Here is a 17,585-nt window from a genome sequence, read left to right as displayed (position 1 = left end):
CCGGCCCCGGCGGTGCCGTGTCCCGCGAAGCGAACAGACCCCGGCGCCGCCTCGTGCCCGACTGCCCGGCCGGCTCAGAGCCCCCAGCGCTCGCGGTACCGGTGCGCGAATTCCTCCGCGTACTGGTGCGGGCGCGCACTCTGGGTGTCCGTGACCTCCAGGACCTCGTCGTCGGCGACGAAGAAGATCCCGCGGCCGATCCTCAACTCGCCCTTGGGGACCGGCGCGAAGACCTGCCAGCCGCAGTCCACGCGTTCGGCCACGAGGTCGGCGATCCGGTAGTCGGGACTGTCCATGTCGTGGGCGCGCATATAGCGGGCCACGGTCGCGATCGCCTGGTGGCGGGGCAACCGCGGCAGATCGGTGCGGCGTGTGACGCCTGCCATCACCAGCTGGTGGTACGCGCCGTCGATGTCGACGCCCTCGCCGGTCCCGAAGACCTCGGCCAGCATGCCGCGCTCGGCGAACCCCCCTTCGGCGGCGGTGACCAGACGCAGCGCGGCCGTCTCGGTGTCCCCCGTCGTGTGCGGGATCAGGTTCGACATGATGCCGGCGACCGTCGTGCCGGTCCAGACACCGGGTATCGCGGTGTCGAACTCGTCGGACGTCGGTGACTCGCCCCGCAGCCAGCGCCCGCTCTCCCACCAATAGCAGAAGGTCAGTTGGCCCACCTCGGCCCGGCGGTCGAGGAGCGGATCGGCCACCCATGCCGGTGCCCCCGCGAACAGCTCGGGGTGCGGTGCGTCGCCGCGACAGGCATCGGCCAGGGTGGACGCGTTCCAGACGCCGCCGGAGAGGACGGCGCGGTCGCCGGAGAGCATCCACAGGGTCGAGCCGCTGCGCGTCGCCCCCTCGAACCGCGCGCGGGACGGCTGCATCCGCGGCCCCCATTCGGACTCCACCGCGACGAACGCCGCCGACAGGAGGGCCCAGCGCGCCCATGTCTCGGAGAGGCCGGGCATGTCGTCCGGCGAGACACCTCGCGCGGACCGGGCCCCGTGTGTGTCGGCCGGTGCCGCGGCCTTGCGCGGGCTGCGCAGCTGTCTGCCGCCGTGGCCGACGTACGCGGACAACCAGGTGGGCAGCTTCTCCGCCGACCAGTCGAAGGCTTCGAGGTCGGCCCGGTAGTCCTCGGGAGCGAACAGGTGCTCGTCGGGGAACGGCTCGTCGCCGTGGTCGAAGTCGACTTCGAGGCCGCCGTCCACGTACACGTCGAGCGTCATGCGCCACCAGGGCCCGCGCGGCAGCCGTGCGGTGGTCCGGCGCAGCTCGCGGGCGAGGCGGAGGGCGTCGGGGCCCGGCACGGCGTCGCCGGCGGCCCCGTCGGTCGAGTGGCGGACGCGCGAGGCCTCGGACCGCAGCGTCAGCGCGAACACCGCGCTGATCCGCTGCCAGCCGGAGGGAGCTTCACCGATGAGACACTCGGCGAGACGCCGGGTCTGGACGTTCGCACGGTCGACGACCTCCGGATCGGCATCGGACCCGGGTACGAGTACGTGGCTCTCGTCGACGTCGCGTTCCGGAAACGCTTCGCCAAAGGCATCCGAGAATGAGGCGTCATCCGTGAACGAGGCGTCGTCCGTCATAGCGGCCAAGCCCTCCGCAGTTTGTCGATCAGTGTGTCGGGGCCGAGGGCCCGCCGGAGCTGGAACAGGTAACCGACGGGCGACTCCTGCGTGAGCTCGCGGCGCTTTCGACGCCACTGGAGCGGTGCGCCGACGACGCAGCCGGCGACCACGGCGGGCACGGTCACGGCCGGGGTGACACCGACCGCCTCCGCCGCGAGGGCGGCCAGCGGTGGCAGGGTCACCGACCTGACATTGGCCAGGGCCCGAGCGGTTTCGAGGCCGGCGCCACGCATGCGCTCGTCCAGGTCGTCGAGCCGCGTGCGGACCTCGCGGTCGACCTCGGTGTGCAGGTACTCCTGGTAGAGCCGCGCGTCCCGTACGTCCTCGATGGCGCCGAGCTCCTGGACCCGCTCGGCCGTGAACTCCCGGAACGCGTCGAGCTCGGAGCCGAATTCGGAGCGGATGTCGAGGATCTTCTCGATCGGTACGTTCCGCAGGTCCGCGGGGATCACCGTCGCGAACGCCAGGAACGCGAACGCCTCCTCGGGCGAGGGTCGCGCCGCGGCATCCTCCGCCGGGAGGTCGTCGAGGAGCGCCGCCGCGAGCCGCTCGACGGTCCAGCCGGACATGACGGCGTGCGGCAGCACCTGATCGGTGATCGGGTGCAGGCAGTTCTCGGCGGCCAGTTGCTCGGCCAGCGCGAGCGAATGGACGGCGGCCAGCTCGGGGTGCATCGCCACCCAGTTCCCGCCCCGGCCGCGACGGACGACCGCGAGCCCCTGGTCGACGGCCGAGTCGATCAGCTGCCCGCTGACGCGGCTGGTGTGGACGTACCCGAATCGCGGGTTGAGCCAGGTCGGGTCGCCCTCGTCGCTCTCCGGGCTGCCTGCCGAGAACATGCCCGCATTGCCGAACGCGGCGTCGGCGGCCGGCATGCCCCAGGTCTCGAGCTGGTCGATCCCGCAGCGGTCCCGGAGGGCGGCGCCGTGTTCGTGGAGCAGTTCCAGGAACGGCTCGGCGACCTCGTCGGCCGCCCAGGCGGGCGGTTCGAGGTCGAACAGCCAGCGCGCGGCGTGGAGTTCCTGCGCGGCGGGGGAGTCCTGGAGCGGGTAGCCGGGCGGCCGGATCCGGGCCATCTTGGGCCAGTACAGGGCGGCATACTTGAGCCAGTCGTCGTCGCGGACGTGGATGTGCGGGTAGTAGAGAGCGAACCGGTCCATTACGCATTCCCTCCGCGCCGCGCCTCGTCCAGATGCCGGAGCGCATGGGCTGCCTGCTCCTCGTTGCCCGCCGAGCGGAAGAGCCGCGCGGCTTCGGTCGCGTACGGGACGGCCCTCCGGTACTGGCGCAGATGGTCGACCAGGATGCAGGAGATGCTCAGCACGGCCAGGGACCTGAACACGGTCTTGTCCGCGCTCCTGGTGGAATTCGACGCGCTCTCCGCGACGGTTTCGAAGACCTGGATCGCACTCTCGAACGCGTTGAGCTGCCACTCGCAGACGCCCATGAGGAAGCGGCACTGCAACTCCGCTTCCTCGTCACCGAGTTCGGCGAACATCGCTGCCGCCCGTCGGTCGACGCGCAGCGCGTCGACGAAGCCATGCCGCTCACCGAGTCCCATACCGAGCCGCAGCAGGGCGGTCGCCGCCGCCCTGCTCTGCGGCGCGGTCGCACCGAGAGCGGCGGCCCTCAGCAACGGTTCGACCGCGTCGTGGAAGCGGCCCCTGTCGGTCATGGAGGCACCCAGGTCGAGCGCCGCTTCGTACTCGGATCCGTTCTGCGCTGCCACGGCCCTCCACGGTGATCGGAACCAGGTTCATGACACTGCCACATATGGGCGGCAGTTGGGGGTCGAACCGTCCTCGGAGGCAACTTTGCGGGGTACGTAAAACAGGCACGAGACGCTTCGCTGATGAGTCGCTGGGGAGTCGTGATCGGCGCGAGCGGCAACGCGTGGTCCCGAATGTCAGAGGGCAGGCATAGGCTTCCAGCCGTGGCATCGACTCCGAACCCGACACATCCGCCGGTGCGGTTCGAGACGGCTGAGCGTGTCTGGCGTCTCGTCGTCGACGAGGCCGACCGCGGGCGCGCCGGGCCGGAGCAGGTGCGGCTGGCGTGTGTTCTCACGCTGGCCCGGGCGACCGGCGGGCGGGCGCGGGTGGGGGAGTTGCAGCAGATCACCGTCGACGACGTCGATCCGGGGGCGGGCACGGTCGGGGTGTGGCACGCTCGGCCGGGGCCTGCGGCCGGCTCCCGCTACCTGCGTACGTACCCGTTGGACGATGCCTCGTTGACGGTGCTCGGCTGGTGGCTTCAGGCCCGGGAGCGGGTGATGCACGGGCCCATCGAGGGCGACCGGGTACGGGCGCTGTTCGTGACGGTGCGGGCCGCGCACAAACCGGACGGCACGCTGTACCACGTCGGGATGCCGATTCACCCGCGCGGCATGCAGCAGTCGTGGGACCGGCTGGTCGGGCGGTTGAACGCCCGTCATGTCGGGGAGGACGGGTTCCCGTTGCCGCGCCGGTTCGAGCAGATGCGGCGGGCGTGGCGGTAGCGGGCCGAACCCTCGGAGCGGCAGCTCACCGCATGTACTGGGTCACGGATGGAGCCGCCACCGGCCTTCGGAGATGACGTCCACCTTGCCGTCCCTGACGCGGACGGCCGTCTCGTCGTCGATGAAGTAGATCGGGAAGTCCGCGCGCGCGGCGATGCGTTCGGCCCAGGCCTCGTCCCGCTCGGGGAAGTCCGGTGAGTTCAGGTGGGGCTTGAGGTACCAGTCGAAGAGGCCGAACGGCGGCTCCAGGGCCGTCGCGCCGAGGGCGTGGAGGTCCGCGGTGTCACCGATGACATCGGCGGACTGGCCGTCGAGGTGGCGGCTGAAGATCATTGATCCGGCGCTGAACCCCACGTAGACCCGGCTCTCCAGCGCCTCCAGGAAGCCGTCGGCCAGGCCGTTGCCGGTGATGCTGCGCGCGAGGTGATAGTGGTTGCCGCCCGCGACGTAGATGACGTCGGCGTGCAGCAGCCGGTCGAGCACCATCCGCTGGGGCAGGCCGTTCAGCTCCAGGAGGTCGAACTCCTGCCAGCCGAGGGCGTGCAGCCGGTTGAGGTCCGCGACGGACCACCCGTGGTCTCCGGACTCGGCGACCGACGCCGTGGGAACGTACACGACGTTCGCCGATCCGAACGGCTTGCCCAGCATGTCCCGCAGTGCTTCCCGCTGCGTCTCGTTGCGCAGGCCGGCCGCCGTCAACAGAAGGTTCATCGGGCGAGCCAAGCACGGCTCACGGGGCCCGCGCAACGAACCCGGGGACCACCGGCACCGTGCGCCCGGAGGTTGCGGAATGGCAGGATGGAATTCCATGAAGATTGCAGCAGGTCAGTTCACCTGTGTTGCGGCCGATGTGGCCGCCAACGTCCGGCAGATGACCGCCCTCGCGGGCCGGGCCCGCGCTCAGGGCGCGGAGCTCGTGGTGTTTCCCGAGCTGGCCTTGACCGGGTACGAGCTCGACACCGTCCTCGCTGACCCCGGTCTGTGGGTGAGGCCGGAAGATCCGCGCCTGGATGCCCTCCGGGGCAGTGGCACTGCCACCGTCGTCAATTGTCTGGCGGCCACCGACGGGGCCCGGCCTGCGATCGAGACGCTGGTCTTCGGGGCCGACGGTGAGCTGCTCACCACGTACCGGAAGCAGCATCTGTTCGAGCATGAGCAGGCGGTCTTCACCGCTGGACAGCGCGATGGTCGATTCGAGTTCGGAGGCATCCGCTTCGCGCTCGCCACGTGCTTCGACAACCATTTTCCCGAGCTGACCGCGCGTGGGGCCGCTGACGGGTGCCAGGTGCACCTGGCCAGCTCGCTCTACGGAACCGGTGGCGGAGTCGAAGAGCTCGCGGCGATCTATCCCGGCATCGCCAAGGACTCCCACATGCATGTCGTGCTGGCGAACCATGTCGGACCGGCCGGGCCGTGGACCGGCTGCGGCCGGTCCTCCGTGTGGGCCCCGGGCGGCGACCTGTTGCCCCAGGCCGACACGCGGACGGCGATGCTCGCCGTGGCCGACGTCGGGTGAGCTTCGAGTGGGGGTCAGCCGGCGCCGGAGTGTCCGGGCTCTGCTCGGTGAGAGCGCGATCGCTCGCGCAGTGGACTCGTTCTTGAGGTGTCCGGCGGTTACTTCGATGACCGGCTGGGCAGCGTGGCCACCACCCACCCGGTCATCGGTTCCCTCGCCGCGGTCGGGTTCGACGCCGACCGGCCGGGTCCAGAGGCTTTGGCAGGGCCAGTGGGCCTCTGGACCACTCCGCGCGCCCAATGGGCCGCTCCGCAGGGGGCGTTGGGCGCGGGGCGCCGGGGGTGGATCAGCCGGTGGTCCAGATGGCGGGCTTGTTGCTGTAGGCGTCGCCCTCGTCGAATTCGGCGCCCGTGACGTCGCCGCTGCGCGACGCGGCGAGCGAGCAGGTCTCGAACGACCCGCCCTTGGCGAACTCGGCGGGCGCGGACTCCTTGTCGCACTTGCCGGGGATGTCGCCGATCAGCGAGACGCCAGTGCCCTGGCCGCTGGCGAGGAGGCCCCGCAGCTGCACGTACGCGCGCGAGAGATCGGTGTCTCCCACGTTCTCCACCTTCATCTTGATGAAGTAGGGCGTCAGGCCCTTCGCCCGCGCGCCGAACTGGGACATGTCGGCCTCGGTGCCCTTGTCGATCGCCGTGACGGTGATGGCGAGGGTGCCCTTCTTCTTGGCGTACTCGAAGGGGAGGACCGCCTTGTCGCCGACCTTGAGCTTGGAGCCCGGCGCGGTGACATCGCCCGCGGGCTGGGCGTCGCCGCCCGCGCTCTCGTCGGCGCTGGGGCTCTGCGTGTCCGGCGCGGGCGCCGCCGCCGTCGGCGACTCCTTCTCCTTCGCTCCGTCGTCGCTGTCGCCGCCGCAGGCCGTGAGCCCGAGGCCGAACGTGGTGACCAGAGCGGCCGTCAGTGCGATACGCGCCTTGCGCATGTGTAAGACCCTCGCTATTTGATGAACTGTCCGCCGATACGGCGATGTCCGGCGCAGTTTGTCAGGCGAGTGTGGGCGTTTGGTGTGCAACAGGTCGCGTAGACATCTCAGTGCGCCCTTCTCGGGGCCCTTGTGGACAGGTGTGCGAACTCCGCTTCCTGTGCGCCGGGTTCGCACTGAGGCGGAGCCGATATTCGGTGTCCTGCCGCCCCATGCGGTCGCAAGATGGGCGCATGACTCTGGCCACGCCCACGCTGCACACCGCTCGCCTGCGACTGCGCCCCTTCACCGGCGCCGACGCGGAGCGCCTTTTCGCGCTGCACAGCAGTGCCCACGTGATGCGTTACTGGGACTCCCCGGCGTGGGACGAACGGGCCCGCGCCGAGCGCTTCATCGCGAAGTGCCGGGAGGTGGCGCAGGAGGGCACCGGGGCGCGGGTGGCCATCGGCCGTGTGTCCGACGGGGCCTTCGTCGGCTGGTGCGGTCTGACCGCATGGAACCCGGTGTACCGCAGCGCGTCCTTGGGCTACTGCCTCGACGCCGCGATGTGGGGGCACGGCTACGCGACCGAGGCCGCGCACGCCCTGCTGCGGTGGGCGTTCGACACGCTGGATCTGAATCGGGTTCAGGCCGAGGCCGATACGCGCAACGCGGGGTCCGCCCGGGTGCTGGAGAAGATCGGGTTCGTGCGTGAAGGGACGCTGCGGGAGGACTGCGTCGTCAACGGTGAGGTCTCCGACTCGTGGGTGTACGGGTTGATCAGGCGGGAGTGGCAGCCGGAGCGGTCGAGCCCTTCGCCCTGACCGGCAGGGCCACGCGGTGCCTCAGGTCGAAGGGCCGCCGCCGCTGGGCGCATGGCTCAGGTCGACCACGCAGAACAGGTTGCCGTCCGGGTCGGCGAGGACGACGAAGTCGGGCTCGGGCGGGTACAGGGGCCAGTCGACCGGCCGCGCCCCGAGTGACACCAGACGCCGGACCTCCGCCTGCTGTTCCTCTCTGGTGTCCGTGAAGAGGTCGAGATGGAGGCGAGGGCGGGGCTCTGCCGGTGTGTCGCTGTGCAGCAGGCCGAGCGCGCGGCCGGAGCCGTCGGCGTGATCGAGCGTGCGCCACGTGTCGCTCCGCCACTCCTCGGTGGCGACGAGGTCCAACGCCTGCGTCCAGAAGGTCACGGCGCGGGGGATGTCCGTGACACCGATGACAGGGATTCCGAGCCTCAACATACGGCTGATCCTAGGGTGTTGGCCCTGTCGCACGAGCTGCGCGCAGGCAGTGGCGCGGCGCCGTCCCGCTCTGCCGGGCGACGGCAGCGTCACTCGTCGCGGGCCTGCTCCTGGGCCTCCTGGTTGGGTGAGAGCGCGTCGCCGCTCTCACCTCGGCGCCGGTCCTTGTCCTTCCTGTGCTGCGGATCCACCTCCGCCTCCTCGAACTCGTCCAGCACGCTCTCCACGGCGGTCTGCGCAGGACGGTCGTGATCGGCCGTCGCGCCCTTGGACGCACGGGTGCCCACGCACCTCACGCGTATCCACGCATGGGCCGTGGAGGTTCGGGTACCGGAATATCCCTGGTGACAGCGCCGGAGAGAGCCGGAGAGAACGAACACGAGGCGATCATGAGCGACGAGAACATGGCGGACGACGCCTACCAGCCCACAGGCAGCAACGAGGAGCAGGAGGACGCCGCACCCCTGGATCTCCAGGACGCGGTGGACGAACGCGACTACGACGAGATGCTCGACGAGGGGTACTCCCCGCCGGAGAAGCCGCTCGGTGTCACCAAGCCCGGCGTCACGGCGGCGGAACAGCACGAGGGCGAGTCCCTGGAGGAGCGGCTGCGCCAGGAAACCCCCGAGGCGGACGAGATGCCGGGCGACCTGCCCGGCGGATCCGGCGAGACCCTCGATCCCGAGACGGGCACGGACCGCGCCGGGCGACTGGTCGCGCCGGACGAGGGCGTCCGTCCGGACACGACGAAGGAGGCGATCGCCTTCGATCAGGGTGTGGACGGCGGTGCGGCCGCTGCCGAGGAGGCCGCCGAGCACGTGGTGCCGCAGGAGCAGCTGCCGCCCGGGGAAGAGGAACAGTGACCGTGGTGCGGGCCGGCCGTGAAGGAGGTCAGCCGATCTGTTCGGACGTGTGAGCCGATGTACGCCACGAACGAAAGGAGCCCGGTATGACGAAGGCGCCTTCGGGTGGCGGCGGTCGGGGTGGCCGGGCGGCGGGCCAGGACGCCGGATACGCACCGGACCCGCAACGGTGGCGGGCCCTGTGGGTCACCTTGGTGGCCGGATTCATGAGCCTGCTCGACGTGACGATCGTGGCGGTGGCACTGCCCACCATCCAGCGTGACCTCGGCGCCTCACCGGCACAGGTGCAGTGGGTGGTCTCCGGCTATGCACTGGCCTTCGCCCTGGCGCTGGTGACCGCCGGCCGCCTCGGCGACGCCCTGGATCGGCGCCGTATTTTCCTGCTCGCGCTCGGGGGCTTCGTGCTGTGCAGCGCCGCCTGCGGGGCCGCACCCACCGTCGGTCTGCTGGTGGCGGCCCGGCTCGCCCAGGGCCTCGCCGCCGGGTTCATGGCCCCGCAGAACTCGGCGTTCATCCAGCAGTTGTTCCGCGGCGCCGAACGCGGACGCGCCTTCGGTCTCTTCGGCGCGACCGTCGGCATCTCCTCGGCCGTCGGCCCCCTCGCCGGCGGCGCGATCCTCGGCCTCGCCTCAGGACCGGACGGCTGGCGCTGGATCTTCTACGTGAATGTGCCCATCGGCCTCGTCGCCGTCCTGCTCGGCCTGCGTCTCCTGCCGCGCGTCCGGCGTTCCGGCCGCGGTCATGTGGACGTCGTCGGCGTCGTGCTCCTCGGGCTCGGCGTCCTCGCGCTGATGTACCCGCTGGTGCAGGCGGACTCGGGCGGCCTCGGCCGGCTGTGGTGGCTGTTCCCGCTCGGTGCCGTGCTGCTGATCGTGTTCACGGCGTGGCAGCGCCGCCTGGTGGCCCGCGGCGTTCAGCCGCTGCTCGATCCACGTCTGTTCACCACCGTGCGCGGCTATGCCGTCGGCGCCGGTGTCGGCACCCTCTACTTCATCGGGTTCAGCGGCGTGTGGCTGGTGTTCGCGCTGTTCTACCAGCACGGGCTCGGCTTCTCTCCGCTGCGCTCCGGTCTCGCCGTGACCCCCTTCGCCCTGGGCTCCGCGAGCGCGGCGGTGGTCGCGGGGCGCCTCGTGGACCGGTTCGGGCGTCTGCTCACGGTATGCGGGCTGACCTGCGTGATCGTCGGCCTCGGCGGCACCGCCCTGCTGCTGCGCCTCGCCCCGCTGGACATCGCGCCCTGGGCGGCCGCGCCGGTCCTCTTCATCGGCGGGGCGGGCAGTGGCTTCGTGGTCTCACCGAACATCACGATGACGCTGCGCGACGTGCCGGTGCGGATGGCGGGCGCGGCGGGCGGAGCCCTTCAGACCGGGCAGCGGCTCGGCGCGGCGGTGGGAACGGCGGCCCTGCCCGGCCTGTTCTACCTGGTGCTCGGTGGGGGAGAGGACTATCGGGGCGCGCTGGCCGTCGCACTGGGGGCCGCCCTGGTCGGCATGACGGCGTCGCTGGTGCTCGCCGCATTCGACTGGCGACGTGACCGGCTCGCCCGCGGCGCCCAGCGCACATGCCCGCAGGAGCTGGAGAACGACCCCGTGCACTCCCGGCAGACCTGACAGGGCCGTCCCGGCCCGCGGGCGGGTGCCGGTGTCTCACACGCCGCTGTGGGTCCTGCGCACACACTCCGCGACCACCTGCCGCAGACTCTCCGTACGCCGGAAGGCCTCGCGTTGCAGGTAGGTGCCGTTGCCGTCGCGCAGCAGCCGGGACACCAGCGCGCGCGCCTCCTCGAAGTCACCGGCATCCTCCAGCGCGGGCCGCACATGTTCGAGGAGCGAGTCCACGGCGGCCCGGGCCGGTACGGGCCGCATCAGCCGGGGGCTCACGAGGTGATCGTCGAGGCCCGAGCGGCTTGCGCGCCAGGCCGCGAGGCGCAGCAGCGCCACGGGGTGGTCGGCGGCGGGCTCGCCGGACCGCCACGCGCGCGCCGCCGTCTCGACCAGACCACGTACCAACATGGCGAGCAGCACGGTCGTGGACGGTTCGAGACACACATCGGCGACGCGCACCTCCACGGTCGGGTGGGCGGCCGACAGCCGGGCGTCGAAGTAGACCATCCCGGCGTCCCGTACGACACCGGTGGCGACCATGGCCTCGACCTGGCGGTGGTACGCGGCGGCGTCCTCGAAGAGCTCCACCGGTCCCGCCGACGGCCACCGCCCCCACACCTGGCTGCGATAGCTGCTGTACCCGGAGTCCTTGCCCTGCCAGAACGGCGAGTTGGCGCTCAGCGCGACGAGCACGGACAGCCAGGGACGGATCCGGTTCAGCACGGCGACGCCCTCTTCGTCCGACTCGACGGACACGTGGACGTGGCAGCCGCAGGTGAGCTGTTCCTGCGTGGTCAGACCGAACTCCTCCGCCAGCCACTGGTGACGTGCGCCGCTACCCACGGTGGGGCTCACCGGGAGCGGGGACGTGGCGAGAGCGGCGGCCGCGCAGCCCAGCCGTTCCGCGTGATCGGCGGCGGCCCTGCGCCACTGGGCGATGTCCTCGGCGAGGTCCGACATCGTCTCGTGCGGACGCGTGGCGAACTCCAGCTGCTCGCGGTGGAGTTCCGCCTCGAAGGCCTCGTCGCCGCTGCGGGCGGCCACCGCCATGACCGCGCTCGACATCGAGCGTGGTTCTCCGCTGTCACGGTCGACGAGCAGCAGTTCCTCTTCCACCCCGACACTGCGCATGGTCACATTCCCTTTCGGTGCACCGGAGCCGCCGCGTACCCACGCTCACCGAAGCGAACCGGCGTGCCGGCCGGCCCGCAGCGACGAGCGAACCGTCAGGCGGCCTGGTGTCCCTCGGTGACACCGTGTGTCGCGCACTCCCTCACCTGCGCGCAGCTGCGGCTGATGAGGCGGGAGACGTGCATCTGGGAGACACCGATCTCCTCGGCGATGTGGGACTGCGTCATGTCCTCGAAGAAGCGCATGTAGAGGATGGAGCGCTCACGTTCCGGGAGGGTCCGCAGGCCTTCCTTGGCGGCTTCCCGGTCGGCGACCAGGTCGTAGTCGGGCTCCTCCTGGCCGAGCGTGTCGGCGAGACTGATTCCGTCCCCTCCGTCCGGGGACGAGCCGAGTTCGGCGTCCAGGGACAGACTGCTGTAGCTCTCCAGCGCCTCCATGCCGTCGCGGACCTCGTCCAGGGTCAGCCCGGCCCGGGCCGCGATGTCCTCCAGGGTGGGTTCGTGGCGGTGGCCGGGCTCGTCGAGCAGTTCGCGGCGCGCGGCACGGACCTTGTTGCGCAGGTCCTGGACGCGCCGCGGGACGCGCACGTCCCAGGTGTGGTCACGGAAGTGGCGGCGCAGTTCGCCGGTGATCGTGGGAACCGCGTACGCCTCGAAGGCCCCGCGTCCAGGTTCGTAGCGTTCGACGGCCTTCACGAGTCCCAGGGCGGCGACCTGGTTCAGGTCGTCGGGGTTCTCGCCCTTGTTGCGGTACCGGCCGGCCAGGCGGTGTGCCATGGGCAGCCAGGCCTCCACCAGCTGCTCGATCAGGGTGTCGCGTTCGCGTCCCTCGGGCGTGTTCGTGAGCCGGAGAAAGTCCTGTTCCGTGTCAGGGGCATCGTCGTGCACGTGACGTGTGGCCATGGTTCGCTCCTCATCGTCGCGGTCAGCAAGATGACCAGGGGCCGATCAACACCCGTTCCGGGTGGCTCGTGCTCCTGGAGCGAGCCTGTTTTCCCAAGCTCATGCTCGTTGTGTCTTCGACTCTACAAAAGACAGGGCGCTGTCGACCACCGGACGGGGAAGCCGCACAGTGTCGGCCGCTCACCTGTCGGCGAGGTGGGAGAGGACGACCAGGGAGTGCGCCTCCAGCCGGATGGTCGCTTCGGCCTTGAATTCGCACTCGTCCGGCACGCCGTCGGCTTCCGCGGTGTCGATGCGTGTCGTCCAGGAGACGCCGTGTGACGGGTCGGGCAACTTGAACTCCATCGCCTCCCAGAAGAAGTTGAACAGGAACAGGAACGAGTCGTCGACGACACGTTCTCCGAGGCTGTCCCGCTCCATCAGGGCGTCGCCGTTGAGGAACACGGCCAGGGCGTGCGCGTCGGGCCGGTTCCAGTCCTCCTCCGTCATCTCCGTCGCGTCGGGGCGGAGCCAGACCAGGTCCGGCAGGCCGTGGTCGTGGCCGGTGGGGGCCTCGCCGCGGAAGAAGCGGCGGCGGCGCAACACCGGGTGTGCGGTGCGCAGTTCGATGAGGTCGCGGGTGAAGGCCAGCAGGGAGGCGCGTTCGTCGTCGAGGTTCCAGTCGACCCAGGTCAGTTCGTTGTCCTGGCAGTAGGCGTTGTTGTTGCCCCGCTGGGTGCGCCCCAGTTCGTCGCCGTGACTCAGCATCGGCACACCCTGGGACAGCACCAGGGTCGCCAGGAGATTGCGTTGTTGCCTGGCACGCAGGGACAGCACGCCGGGGTCGTCGCTCGGCCCCTCCTGCCCGCAGTTCCAGGACCGGTTGTCGCTCTCGCCGTCGTTGTTGTGCTCGCCGTTGGCCTCGTTGTGCTTCTCGTTGTAGGACACGAGATCGCGCAGGGTGAACCCGTCGTGCGCGGTGATGAAGTTGATGCTGGCCCGTGGGCGGCGGCGCTCGTGCTGGTAGAGGTCCGCGGACCCGGTGAGCCGGGAGGCGAACTCCGCGAGGGTACTGTCCCGGGCGCGCCAGGCGTCCCTGACGCAGTCGCGGTACTTGCCGTTCCACTCGGACCACAGCGGCGGGAAGTTGCCCACCTGGTAGCCGCCCTCGCCCAGGTCCCAGGGTTCGGCGATCAGCTTGACGCGGCTGATCACGGGGTCCTGCTGGATGAGGTCGAAGAAGGCCGACAACCGGTCGACCTCATGGAACTGGCGGGCCAGTGTGGCTGCCAGGTCGAAGCGGAAGCCGTCCACGTGGCACTCGGTGACCCAGTACCGCAGCGAATCCATGAGCAATTGCAGCACGTTGGGGTGGCGCATGAGGAGGCTGTTGCCGGTGCCCGTGGTGTCGTAGTACCGGCTGAAGTCGTCGTCGGCGAGGCGGTAGTAGGCCGCGTTGTCGATGCCGCGAAAGGACAGTGTGGGGCCGTTCTCGTTCCCCTCCGCCGTGTGGTTGTAGACCACGTCGAGGATCACCTCGAGGCCGGCCGCGTGGAGCGACTTGACCATGCTCTTGAACTCGGTGACCTGTTCGCCGAGCGTGCCGTGCGCGGCATAGGCATGGTGCGGCGCGAAGAAGCCGATCGTGTTGTAGCCCCAGTAGTTGGACAGTCCGCGGTCACGCAGGAAGCCGTCCTGTACGAACTGGTGGACGGGGAGCAGCTCGACCGCGGTCACTTTCAGACCGGTGAGGTGGTCGAGGACCGCGGGCGTGGCCAGGCCCGCATAGGTGCCCCGCAGATCCTTGGGCACACCGGGATGCCGTGCGGTCAGGCCCCGCACATGTGCTTCGTAGATGACGGAGTCGGCGTAGGCGTGATCCGGCGGGGTGTCTCCCGACCAGTCGAAGGCCGGATCGACGACCACGCCGCACAGGCCCTCCCCGCCGACCCCCGCCGCGTCGGCGCGGGCGTGGACGGCCTTGGCGTAGGGGTCGAGAAGGAACGCCCTGGCGTCGCACCGGTGTCCCGATGCCGGCTCCCACGGGCCGTGGATGCGGTATCCGTACTGCTGGGGAGGCTTGGTGTGGGGCACGTAGCCGTGCCACACGGATCCGTAGACCTCTGGCAGCGGCACCGTGCGTTCGGCGCCGTCGGCGTCCAGCAGCACGAGATCCACCCGGTCGGCCACGGCACTGAACAAGGCGAAGTTCGTGCCGTGGCCGTCGTGGGTCGCTCCGAGTGGATAGGGCCGCCCGCTGCGCACGTGGACCCCGTCCACGGAGTGTGCGGTCACGAAGCGGTGCCGGTGGTGACGGGCGCGGGCCGCGGGGCCGGGTCCGGCGTCGCGGAGCGGGGCAGCTGGAGCGCTTCGCTCGCATCCGGAACCGGCAGCTTGGGGGCCAGAACCTCCCGTACCCCGGTCCTGCTGCGCAGCGAGAACCACACGATGCGCCGAGCCTGCCGCGTGCAGCTGCCCCAACCGTCGCTCAAGGCCGCGATCTGCGCGGAGCAACGCCGGGGGAACTCGCGAGAGGTTCCGGAGGCCGGGTTCTCGTAGGACACGGCGCTGATCAAGTGCTGCCCGGTCCACCACGCCTCGACCTCGATGCGGCCGTCCGGGCGCCCCTCCACCGCCAGTTCCAGCAGGAGGCCGAGACCGCGGGTCGCCGAGGGTGTCAGACGCTCGAGCCCCCAGTAACGGGTGTGCGCGGCCACGATGCGCTGGACCTGGCCGACGCGTTCGGGGGCCGGCTCCACGGCGATGTGGTAGTAGCTGGGCGTTGCCTGGTGCATGGTTCCTGCTCCTCACCGCGTAGCTCACGGCCTTGCCTGGACGGCGGAACGGTGTGTACGGACCGTGAGCAGGAATCGCTTGAGAGTCATCGATCAGCCTGTGCGCTGTACTCCATTCGTGCAACCGGACGTGACCGCGGGGCGACGCTCCGCTCAACAGGACGGATCGCCGACGGCGTCGCAAGATGAGGAAGGAGCAGCGCACGGTAACGGCGTGAACTCTCTCCGCGAACACCCCGAGGGCCCGCCGGGCTCGGCGTCGCGGAGGCCCGGAGGCCAGTCATGGGGACACCGCGTGTCACCGGAGAGGCTGACCGGTGCCTGGCGAGCTACCGCTTCTGGGAACGGCGATTCCTGGCTTCTCCGGACGACTCCGAGGCGCGCGAGAGCTTTGAGCGTGCCGTCGCCGCCTTGTGCCGGGTCACGGGCGAGCGATGCGGCCGGGAGGCCGCCGAAGCGGCGCAGTGCGCGAGCCGCTCGCCTGCAATCGAGAAGGGTGACACCGCATGACGACGCCGTCGAACACCGCTGTGCCCATCCCGATCGAAGACGTGAAGCCGTCCGTCGACGGAGGGCGACGACCGGCCAAGGCCGTCGTGGGGGAGCCCTTCACCGTCACGGCCCTGGTCTTCGTCGAGGGTGACGGGGTCCTCCGCGCCGAAGTGGTCCTGCGGACATCCGACGGGGGCGAGGCGGGCCGGTGGCCGATGACGCCGACGGCCCCGGGAACCGACCGCTGGAGCGCCGAGGTCAGCTCCGACAGGTGCGGGCGACTGAGCTACTGCGTCCGGGCATGGCGCGACCCCGTGGCCACCTGGATCCGGGACGCCACGATCAAGGTACGGGCCGGCGTCGACTGCGAGATCACTCTGGAACAGGGCGCCGTGTACCTGGAAGAAGCCCTGGCCCAAGCCTCGAACAAGGAAACCCGCGAGGTGCTGGGCGCGGCCGTGGACGGGCTGAGCGATGCCGCCCACAGCCCGCTGGACCGGTTGGCCACGGTCTCGGCCCCAGCGGTGCGCGCCGCGCTGAGCAGCGTGCCGCTGCGTGAACGCCTGACCGAGAGCCGCCTTTTCCCGTTGCTGGTGGAGCGGGAGCGGGCTCTGTTCGGGTCCTGGTACGAGTTCTTCCCGCGGTCCGAGGGGGCGGTGGTCGAGCCGGGCAGGCCGCCGGTGAGCGGCACGTTCCGTACGGCGGCGGGGCGGCTGCCGGCGATCGCGGCGATGGGCTTCGACGTGGTGTATCTGCCGCCGGTGCACCCGATCGGCACGACCTTCCGCAAGGGCCCGAACAACTCGCTGTCCCCGGGCCCCTTTGACGTGGGGGTGCCGTGGGCGATCGGTTCGCACGAGGGCGGTCACGACGCGCTCCATCCGGACCTGGGCACCTTCGAGGACTTCGACGCCTTCGTGGGCCGGGCGCGGGAGCTGGGCATGGAGGTGGCCCTCGACTTCGCGCTGCAGTGCTCGCCGGATCATCCGTGGGTGCACAAGCATCCCGACTGGTTCCATCACCGGCCGGACGGCAGCATCGCGTATGCGGAGAACCCGCCGAAGAAGTACCAGGACATCTATCCGATCGCCTTCGACCGGGACATGCCGGGGCTGATCGCGGAGACGACGCGGATCCTGCGGCTGTGGATGGGGCACGGGGTGCGGATCTTCCGGGTCGACAACCCGCACACCAAGCCCGTGGTGTTCTGGGAGAAGGTGATCGCCGACATCAACGGCACCGACCCGGACGTGATCTTCCTGGCGGAGGCGTTCACCCGGCCCGCGATGATGCACGCCCTGGCCGCGGTCGGCTTCCAGCAGTCGTACACGTACTTCACCTGGCGCAATTCGAAGCGCGAACTCACCGAGTACGCCGAGGAGCTGAGCGGCGATGCGGCCGCCTATATGCGGCCGAACTTCTTCGTGAACACCCCCGACATCCTGCACGAGTTCTTGCAGGACGGCGGCCGTGCGGCCTTCGAGCTACGTGCGGTGCTGGCCGCGACGCTCTCGCCCACCTGGGGCGTCTACAGCGGCTACGAACTGTGCGAGAACACCCCGCTGCGCGCGGGAAGCGAGGAGTATCTGAACTCGGAGAAGTACCAACTGAGGCCGCGGGACTGGGAGTCGGCCGAGCGGGACGGCCGCACGATCACCCCGCTGATCACCGCGCTCAACGCGATCCGGCGCCGCAACCCGGCCCTGCGCACGCTGCGGGACGTGCACTTCCACCGGGCCGACAAGGACGCGGTGCTCGTGTACTCCAAAACCACGGCGTCCGCACGGGGATCGAACACGGTATTGGTGGTCGTGAACCTCGACCCGCACCACACCCAGGAAGCCACGGTCCGCCTCGATTGCGAGGCCCTCAAGATTTCGCCGGACGGCACCTTCCGCGTGCGCGACGAGCTGACGGGCCGGACGTACACCTGGGGTGCCACCAACTACGTCCGTCTGACACCGGGCGAGACGCCCGCGCACCTCTTCACCATCGGCTGAGCCAGGAAAGCGCTCTACCGCAATCGGCATGAACGA

At 70.4% G+C, this 17,585-nt stretch carries 18 protein-coding genes; 7 read left to right on the top strand and 11 right to left on the bottom strand.

The window, feature by feature from the left end:
* Positions 1-74: 74 nt before the first annotated feature.
* From ACNYS0_RS05970 to ACNYS0_RS05960, 3 genes are read right to left on the bottom strand one after another with little or no spacing between them, the layout of a single operon-like run.
* On the bottom strand, positions 75-1,586 hold the full coding sequence (locus tag ACNYS0_RS05970) for a hypothetical protein (protein ID WP_422471610.1): 1,512 nt from the start codon (positions 1,584-1,586) through the stop codon (positions 75-77).
* Positions 1,583-2,788 (bottom strand): DUF6236 family protein, encoded by a 1,206-nt coding sequence (locus ACNYS0_RS05965; protein ID WP_422471609.1) that lies wholly within the window; start codon positions 2,786-2,788, stop codon positions 1,583-1,585. Before ACNYS0_RS05965 ends, ACNYS0_RS05970 begins: the two co-directional genes overlap by 4 nt.
* Positions 2,788-3,357, bottom strand: a complete 570-nt coding sequence (locus ACNYS0_RS05960; protein ID WP_422471608.1) for a hypothetical protein — start codon at positions 3,355-3,357, stop codon at positions 2,788-2,790. Before ACNYS0_RS05960 ends, ACNYS0_RS05965 begins: the two co-directional genes overlap by 1 nt.
* Positions 3,358-3,561: 204 nt before the next feature.
* On the opposite strand from ACNYS0_RS05960, the gene ACNYS0_RS05955 reads away from it, so the two are divergent.
* Positions 3,562-4,125: a hypothetical protein gene (locus ACNYS0_RS05955; RefSeq protein ID WP_422471607.1), complete on the top strand. Its 564-nt coding sequence runs from the start codon at positions 3,562-3,564 to the stop codon at positions 4,123-4,125.
* Positions 4,126-4,167: 42 nt separating this feature from the next.
* On the opposite strand, the gene ACNYS0_RS05950 is transcribed toward ACNYS0_RS05955, so the two are convergent.
* On the bottom strand, positions 4,168-4,836 hold the full coding sequence (locus tag ACNYS0_RS05950) for a Type 1 glutamine amidotransferase-like domain-containing protein (RefSeq protein WP_422471606.1): 669 nt from the start codon (positions 4,834-4,836) through the stop codon (positions 4,168-4,170).
* A gap of 97 nt (positions 4,837-4,933) precedes the next feature.
* Here ACNYS0_RS05950 and ACNYS0_RS05945 point away from each other — a divergent pair, with 97 nt between their 5' ends.
* Entirely contained in the window at positions 4,934-5,641 is a 708-nt protein-coding gene (locus ACNYS0_RS05945; protein WP_422471605.1) for a carbon-nitrogen hydrolase family protein, read from the top strand.
* A 286-nt stretch (positions 5,642-5,927) separates the two neighbouring features.
* Here ACNYS0_RS05945 and ACNYS0_RS05940 read toward each other — a convergent pair whose 3' ends face one another.
* Complete coding sequence (locus tag ACNYS0_RS05940; RefSeq protein WP_422471604.1) at positions 5,928-6,563, bottom strand: hypothetical protein; 636 nt, start codon at positions 6,561-6,563, stop codon at positions 5,928-5,930.
* Positions 6,564-6,796: 233 nt separating this feature from the next.
* On the opposite strand from ACNYS0_RS05940, the gene ACNYS0_RS05935 reads away from it, so the two are divergent.
* Complete coding sequence (locus ACNYS0_RS05935; RefSeq protein ID WP_422471603.1) at positions 6,797-7,366, top strand: GNAT family N-acetyltransferase; 570 nt, start codon at positions 6,797-6,799, stop codon at positions 7,364-7,366.
* A gap of 21 nt (positions 7,367-7,387) precedes the next feature.
* Here ACNYS0_RS05935 and ACNYS0_RS05930 read toward each other — a convergent pair whose 3' ends face one another.
* Both ACNYS0_RS05930 and ACNYS0_RS05925 read right to left on the bottom strand, forming a co-directional pair.
* Positions 7,388-7,783, bottom strand: a complete 396-nt coding sequence (locus ACNYS0_RS05930) for a VOC family protein (RefSeq protein WP_422471602.1) — start codon at positions 7,781-7,783, stop codon at positions 7,388-7,390.
* An 89-nt stretch (positions 7,784-7,872) separates the two neighbouring features.
* The gene (locus ACNYS0_RS05925) at positions 7,873-8,070 is read right to left on the bottom strand and encodes a hypothetical protein (protein WP_422471601.1); all 198 of its coding nucleotides are present in this window, start codon (positions 8,068-8,070) and stop codon (positions 7,873-7,875) included.
* 102 nt (positions 8,071-8,172) lie between these two features.
* On the opposite strand from ACNYS0_RS05925, the gene ACNYS0_RS05920 reads away from it, so the two are divergent.
* Positions 8,173-8,646 (top strand): DUF5709 domain-containing protein, encoded by a 474-nt coding sequence (locus ACNYS0_RS05920; protein WP_422471600.1) that lies wholly within the window; start codon positions 8,173-8,175, stop codon positions 8,644-8,646.
* Positions 8,647-8,732: 86 nt separating this feature from the next.
* Positions 8,733-10,256 carry an MFS transporter gene (locus tag ACNYS0_RS05915; protein WP_422471599.1) on the top strand — a complete coding sequence of 508 codons (1,524 nt, stop codon included), beginning with the start codon at positions 8,733-8,735 and terminating at the stop codon, positions 10,254-10,256.
* Between the two features lie 36 nt (positions 10,257-10,292).
* On the opposite strand, the gene ACNYS0_RS05910 is transcribed toward ACNYS0_RS05915, so the two are convergent.
* From ACNYS0_RS05910 to ACNYS0_RS05895, 4 genes are all read right to left on the bottom strand, one after another.
* Complete coding sequence (locus ACNYS0_RS05910) at positions 10,293-11,381, bottom strand: glutamate--cysteine ligase 2 (RefSeq protein ID WP_422471598.1); 1,089 nt, start codon at positions 11,379-11,381, stop codon at positions 10,293-10,295.
* Positions 11,382-11,476: 95 nt separating this feature from the next.
* Positions 11,477-12,283 (bottom strand): SigB/SigF/SigG family RNA polymerase sigma factor, encoded by an 807-nt coding sequence (locus ACNYS0_RS05905; protein WP_422471597.1) that lies wholly within the window; start codon positions 12,281-12,283, stop codon positions 11,477-11,479.
* A gap of 180 nt (positions 12,284-12,463) precedes the next feature.
* The gene (gene glgX, locus ACNYS0_RS05900) at positions 12,464-14,557 is read right to left on the bottom strand and encodes a glycogen debranching protein GlgX (RefSeq protein WP_422471596.1); all 2,094 of its coding nucleotides are present in this window, start codon (positions 14,555-14,557) and stop codon (positions 12,464-12,466) included.
* Positions 14,554-15,057, bottom strand: a complete 504-nt coding sequence (locus ACNYS0_RS05895) for a pep a2 (RefSeq protein ID WP_422471595.1) — start codon at positions 15,055-15,057, stop codon at positions 14,554-14,556. The genes glgX and ACNYS0_RS05895 overlap by 4 nt, the downstream gene beginning before the upstream one ends.
* Before the next feature lie 282 nt (positions 15,058-15,339).
* On the opposite strand from ACNYS0_RS05895, the gene ACNYS0_RS05890 reads away from it, so the two are divergent.
* On the top strand, positions 15,340-15,567 hold the full coding sequence (locus tag ACNYS0_RS05890) for a DUF5133 domain-containing protein (protein ID WP_422471594.1): 228 nt from the start codon (positions 15,340-15,342) through the stop codon (positions 15,565-15,567).
* On the top strand, positions 15,564-17,549 hold the full coding sequence (locus ACNYS0_RS05885; protein ID WP_422471593.1) for an alpha-1,4-glucan--maltose-1-phosphate maltosyltransferase: 1,986 nt from the start codon (positions 15,564-15,566) through the stop codon (positions 17,547-17,549). The genes ACNYS0_RS05890 and ACNYS0_RS05885 overlap by 4 nt, the downstream gene beginning before the upstream one ends.
* Positions 17,550-17,585 lie beyond the last annotated feature (36 nt).

It is taken from the genome of Streptomyces anthophorae (assembly GCF_049310305.1).
GTDB lineage: Bacteria > Actinomycetota > Actinomycetes > Streptomycetales > Streptomycetaceae > Streptomyces.
Note: the sequence above shows the minus strand (reverse complement) of the source record. Positions and strands in the feature narration are given on the sequence as shown.

Excerpts from the sequence above, each read along its gene's own strand:
- ACNYS0_RS05970 (WP_422471610.1), bottom strand. The coding sequence starts at position 1,586 with ATGACGGACGACGCCTCGTTCACGGATGACGCCTCATTCTCGGATGCC.
- ACNYS0_RS05965 (WP_422471609.1), bottom strand. The coding sequence starts at position 2,788 with ATGGACCGGTTCGCTCTCTACTACCCGCACATCCACGTCCGCGACGAC.
- ACNYS0_RS05950 (WP_422471606.1), bottom strand. The coding sequence starts at position 4,836 with ATGAACCTTCTGTTGACGGCGGCCGGCCTGCGCAACGAGACGCAGCGG.
- ACNYS0_RS05945 (WP_422471605.1), top strand. The coding sequence starts at position 4,934 with ATGAAGATTGCAGCAGGTCAGTTCACCTGTGTTGCGGCCGATGTGGCC.
- ACNYS0_RS05940 (WP_422471604.1), bottom strand. The coding sequence starts at position 6,563 with ATGCGCAAGGCGCGTATCGCACTGACGGCCGCTCTGGTCACCACGTTC.
- ACNYS0_RS05935 (WP_422471603.1), top strand. The coding sequence starts at position 6,797 with ATGACTCTGGCCACGCCCACGCTGCACACCGCTCGCCTGCGACTGCGC.
- ACNYS0_RS05930 (WP_422471602.1), bottom strand. The coding sequence starts at position 7,783 with ATGTTGAGGCTCGGAATCCCTGTCATCGGTGTCACGGACATCCCCCGC.
- ACNYS0_RS05920 (WP_422471600.1), top strand. The coding sequence starts at position 8,173 with ATGAGCGACGAGAACATGGCGGACGACGCCTACCAGCCCACAGGCAGC.
- ACNYS0_RS05915 (WP_422471599.1), top strand. The coding sequence starts at position 8,733 with ATGACGAAGGCGCCTTCGGGTGGCGGCGGTCGGGGTGGCCGGGCGGCG.
- ACNYS0_RS05910 (WP_422471598.1), bottom strand. The coding sequence starts at position 11,381 with ATGCGCAGTGTCGGGGTGGAAGAGGAACTGCTGCTCGTCGACCGTGAC.
- ACNYS0_RS05905 (WP_422471597.1), bottom strand. The coding sequence starts at position 12,283 with ATGGCCACACGTCACGTGCACGACGATGCCCCTGACACGGAACAGGAC.
- ACNYS0_RS05895 (WP_422471595.1), bottom strand. The coding sequence starts at position 15,057 with ATGCACCAGGCAACGCCCAGCTACTACCACATCGCCGTGGAGCCGGCC.
- ACNYS0_RS05890 (WP_422471594.1), top strand. The coding sequence starts at position 15,340 with ATGGGGACACCGCGTGTCACCGGAGAGGCTGACCGGTGCCTGGCGAGC.
- ACNYS0_RS05885 (WP_422471593.1), top strand. The coding sequence starts at position 15,564 with ATGACGACGCCGTCGAACACCGCTGTGCCCATCCCGATCGAAGACGTG.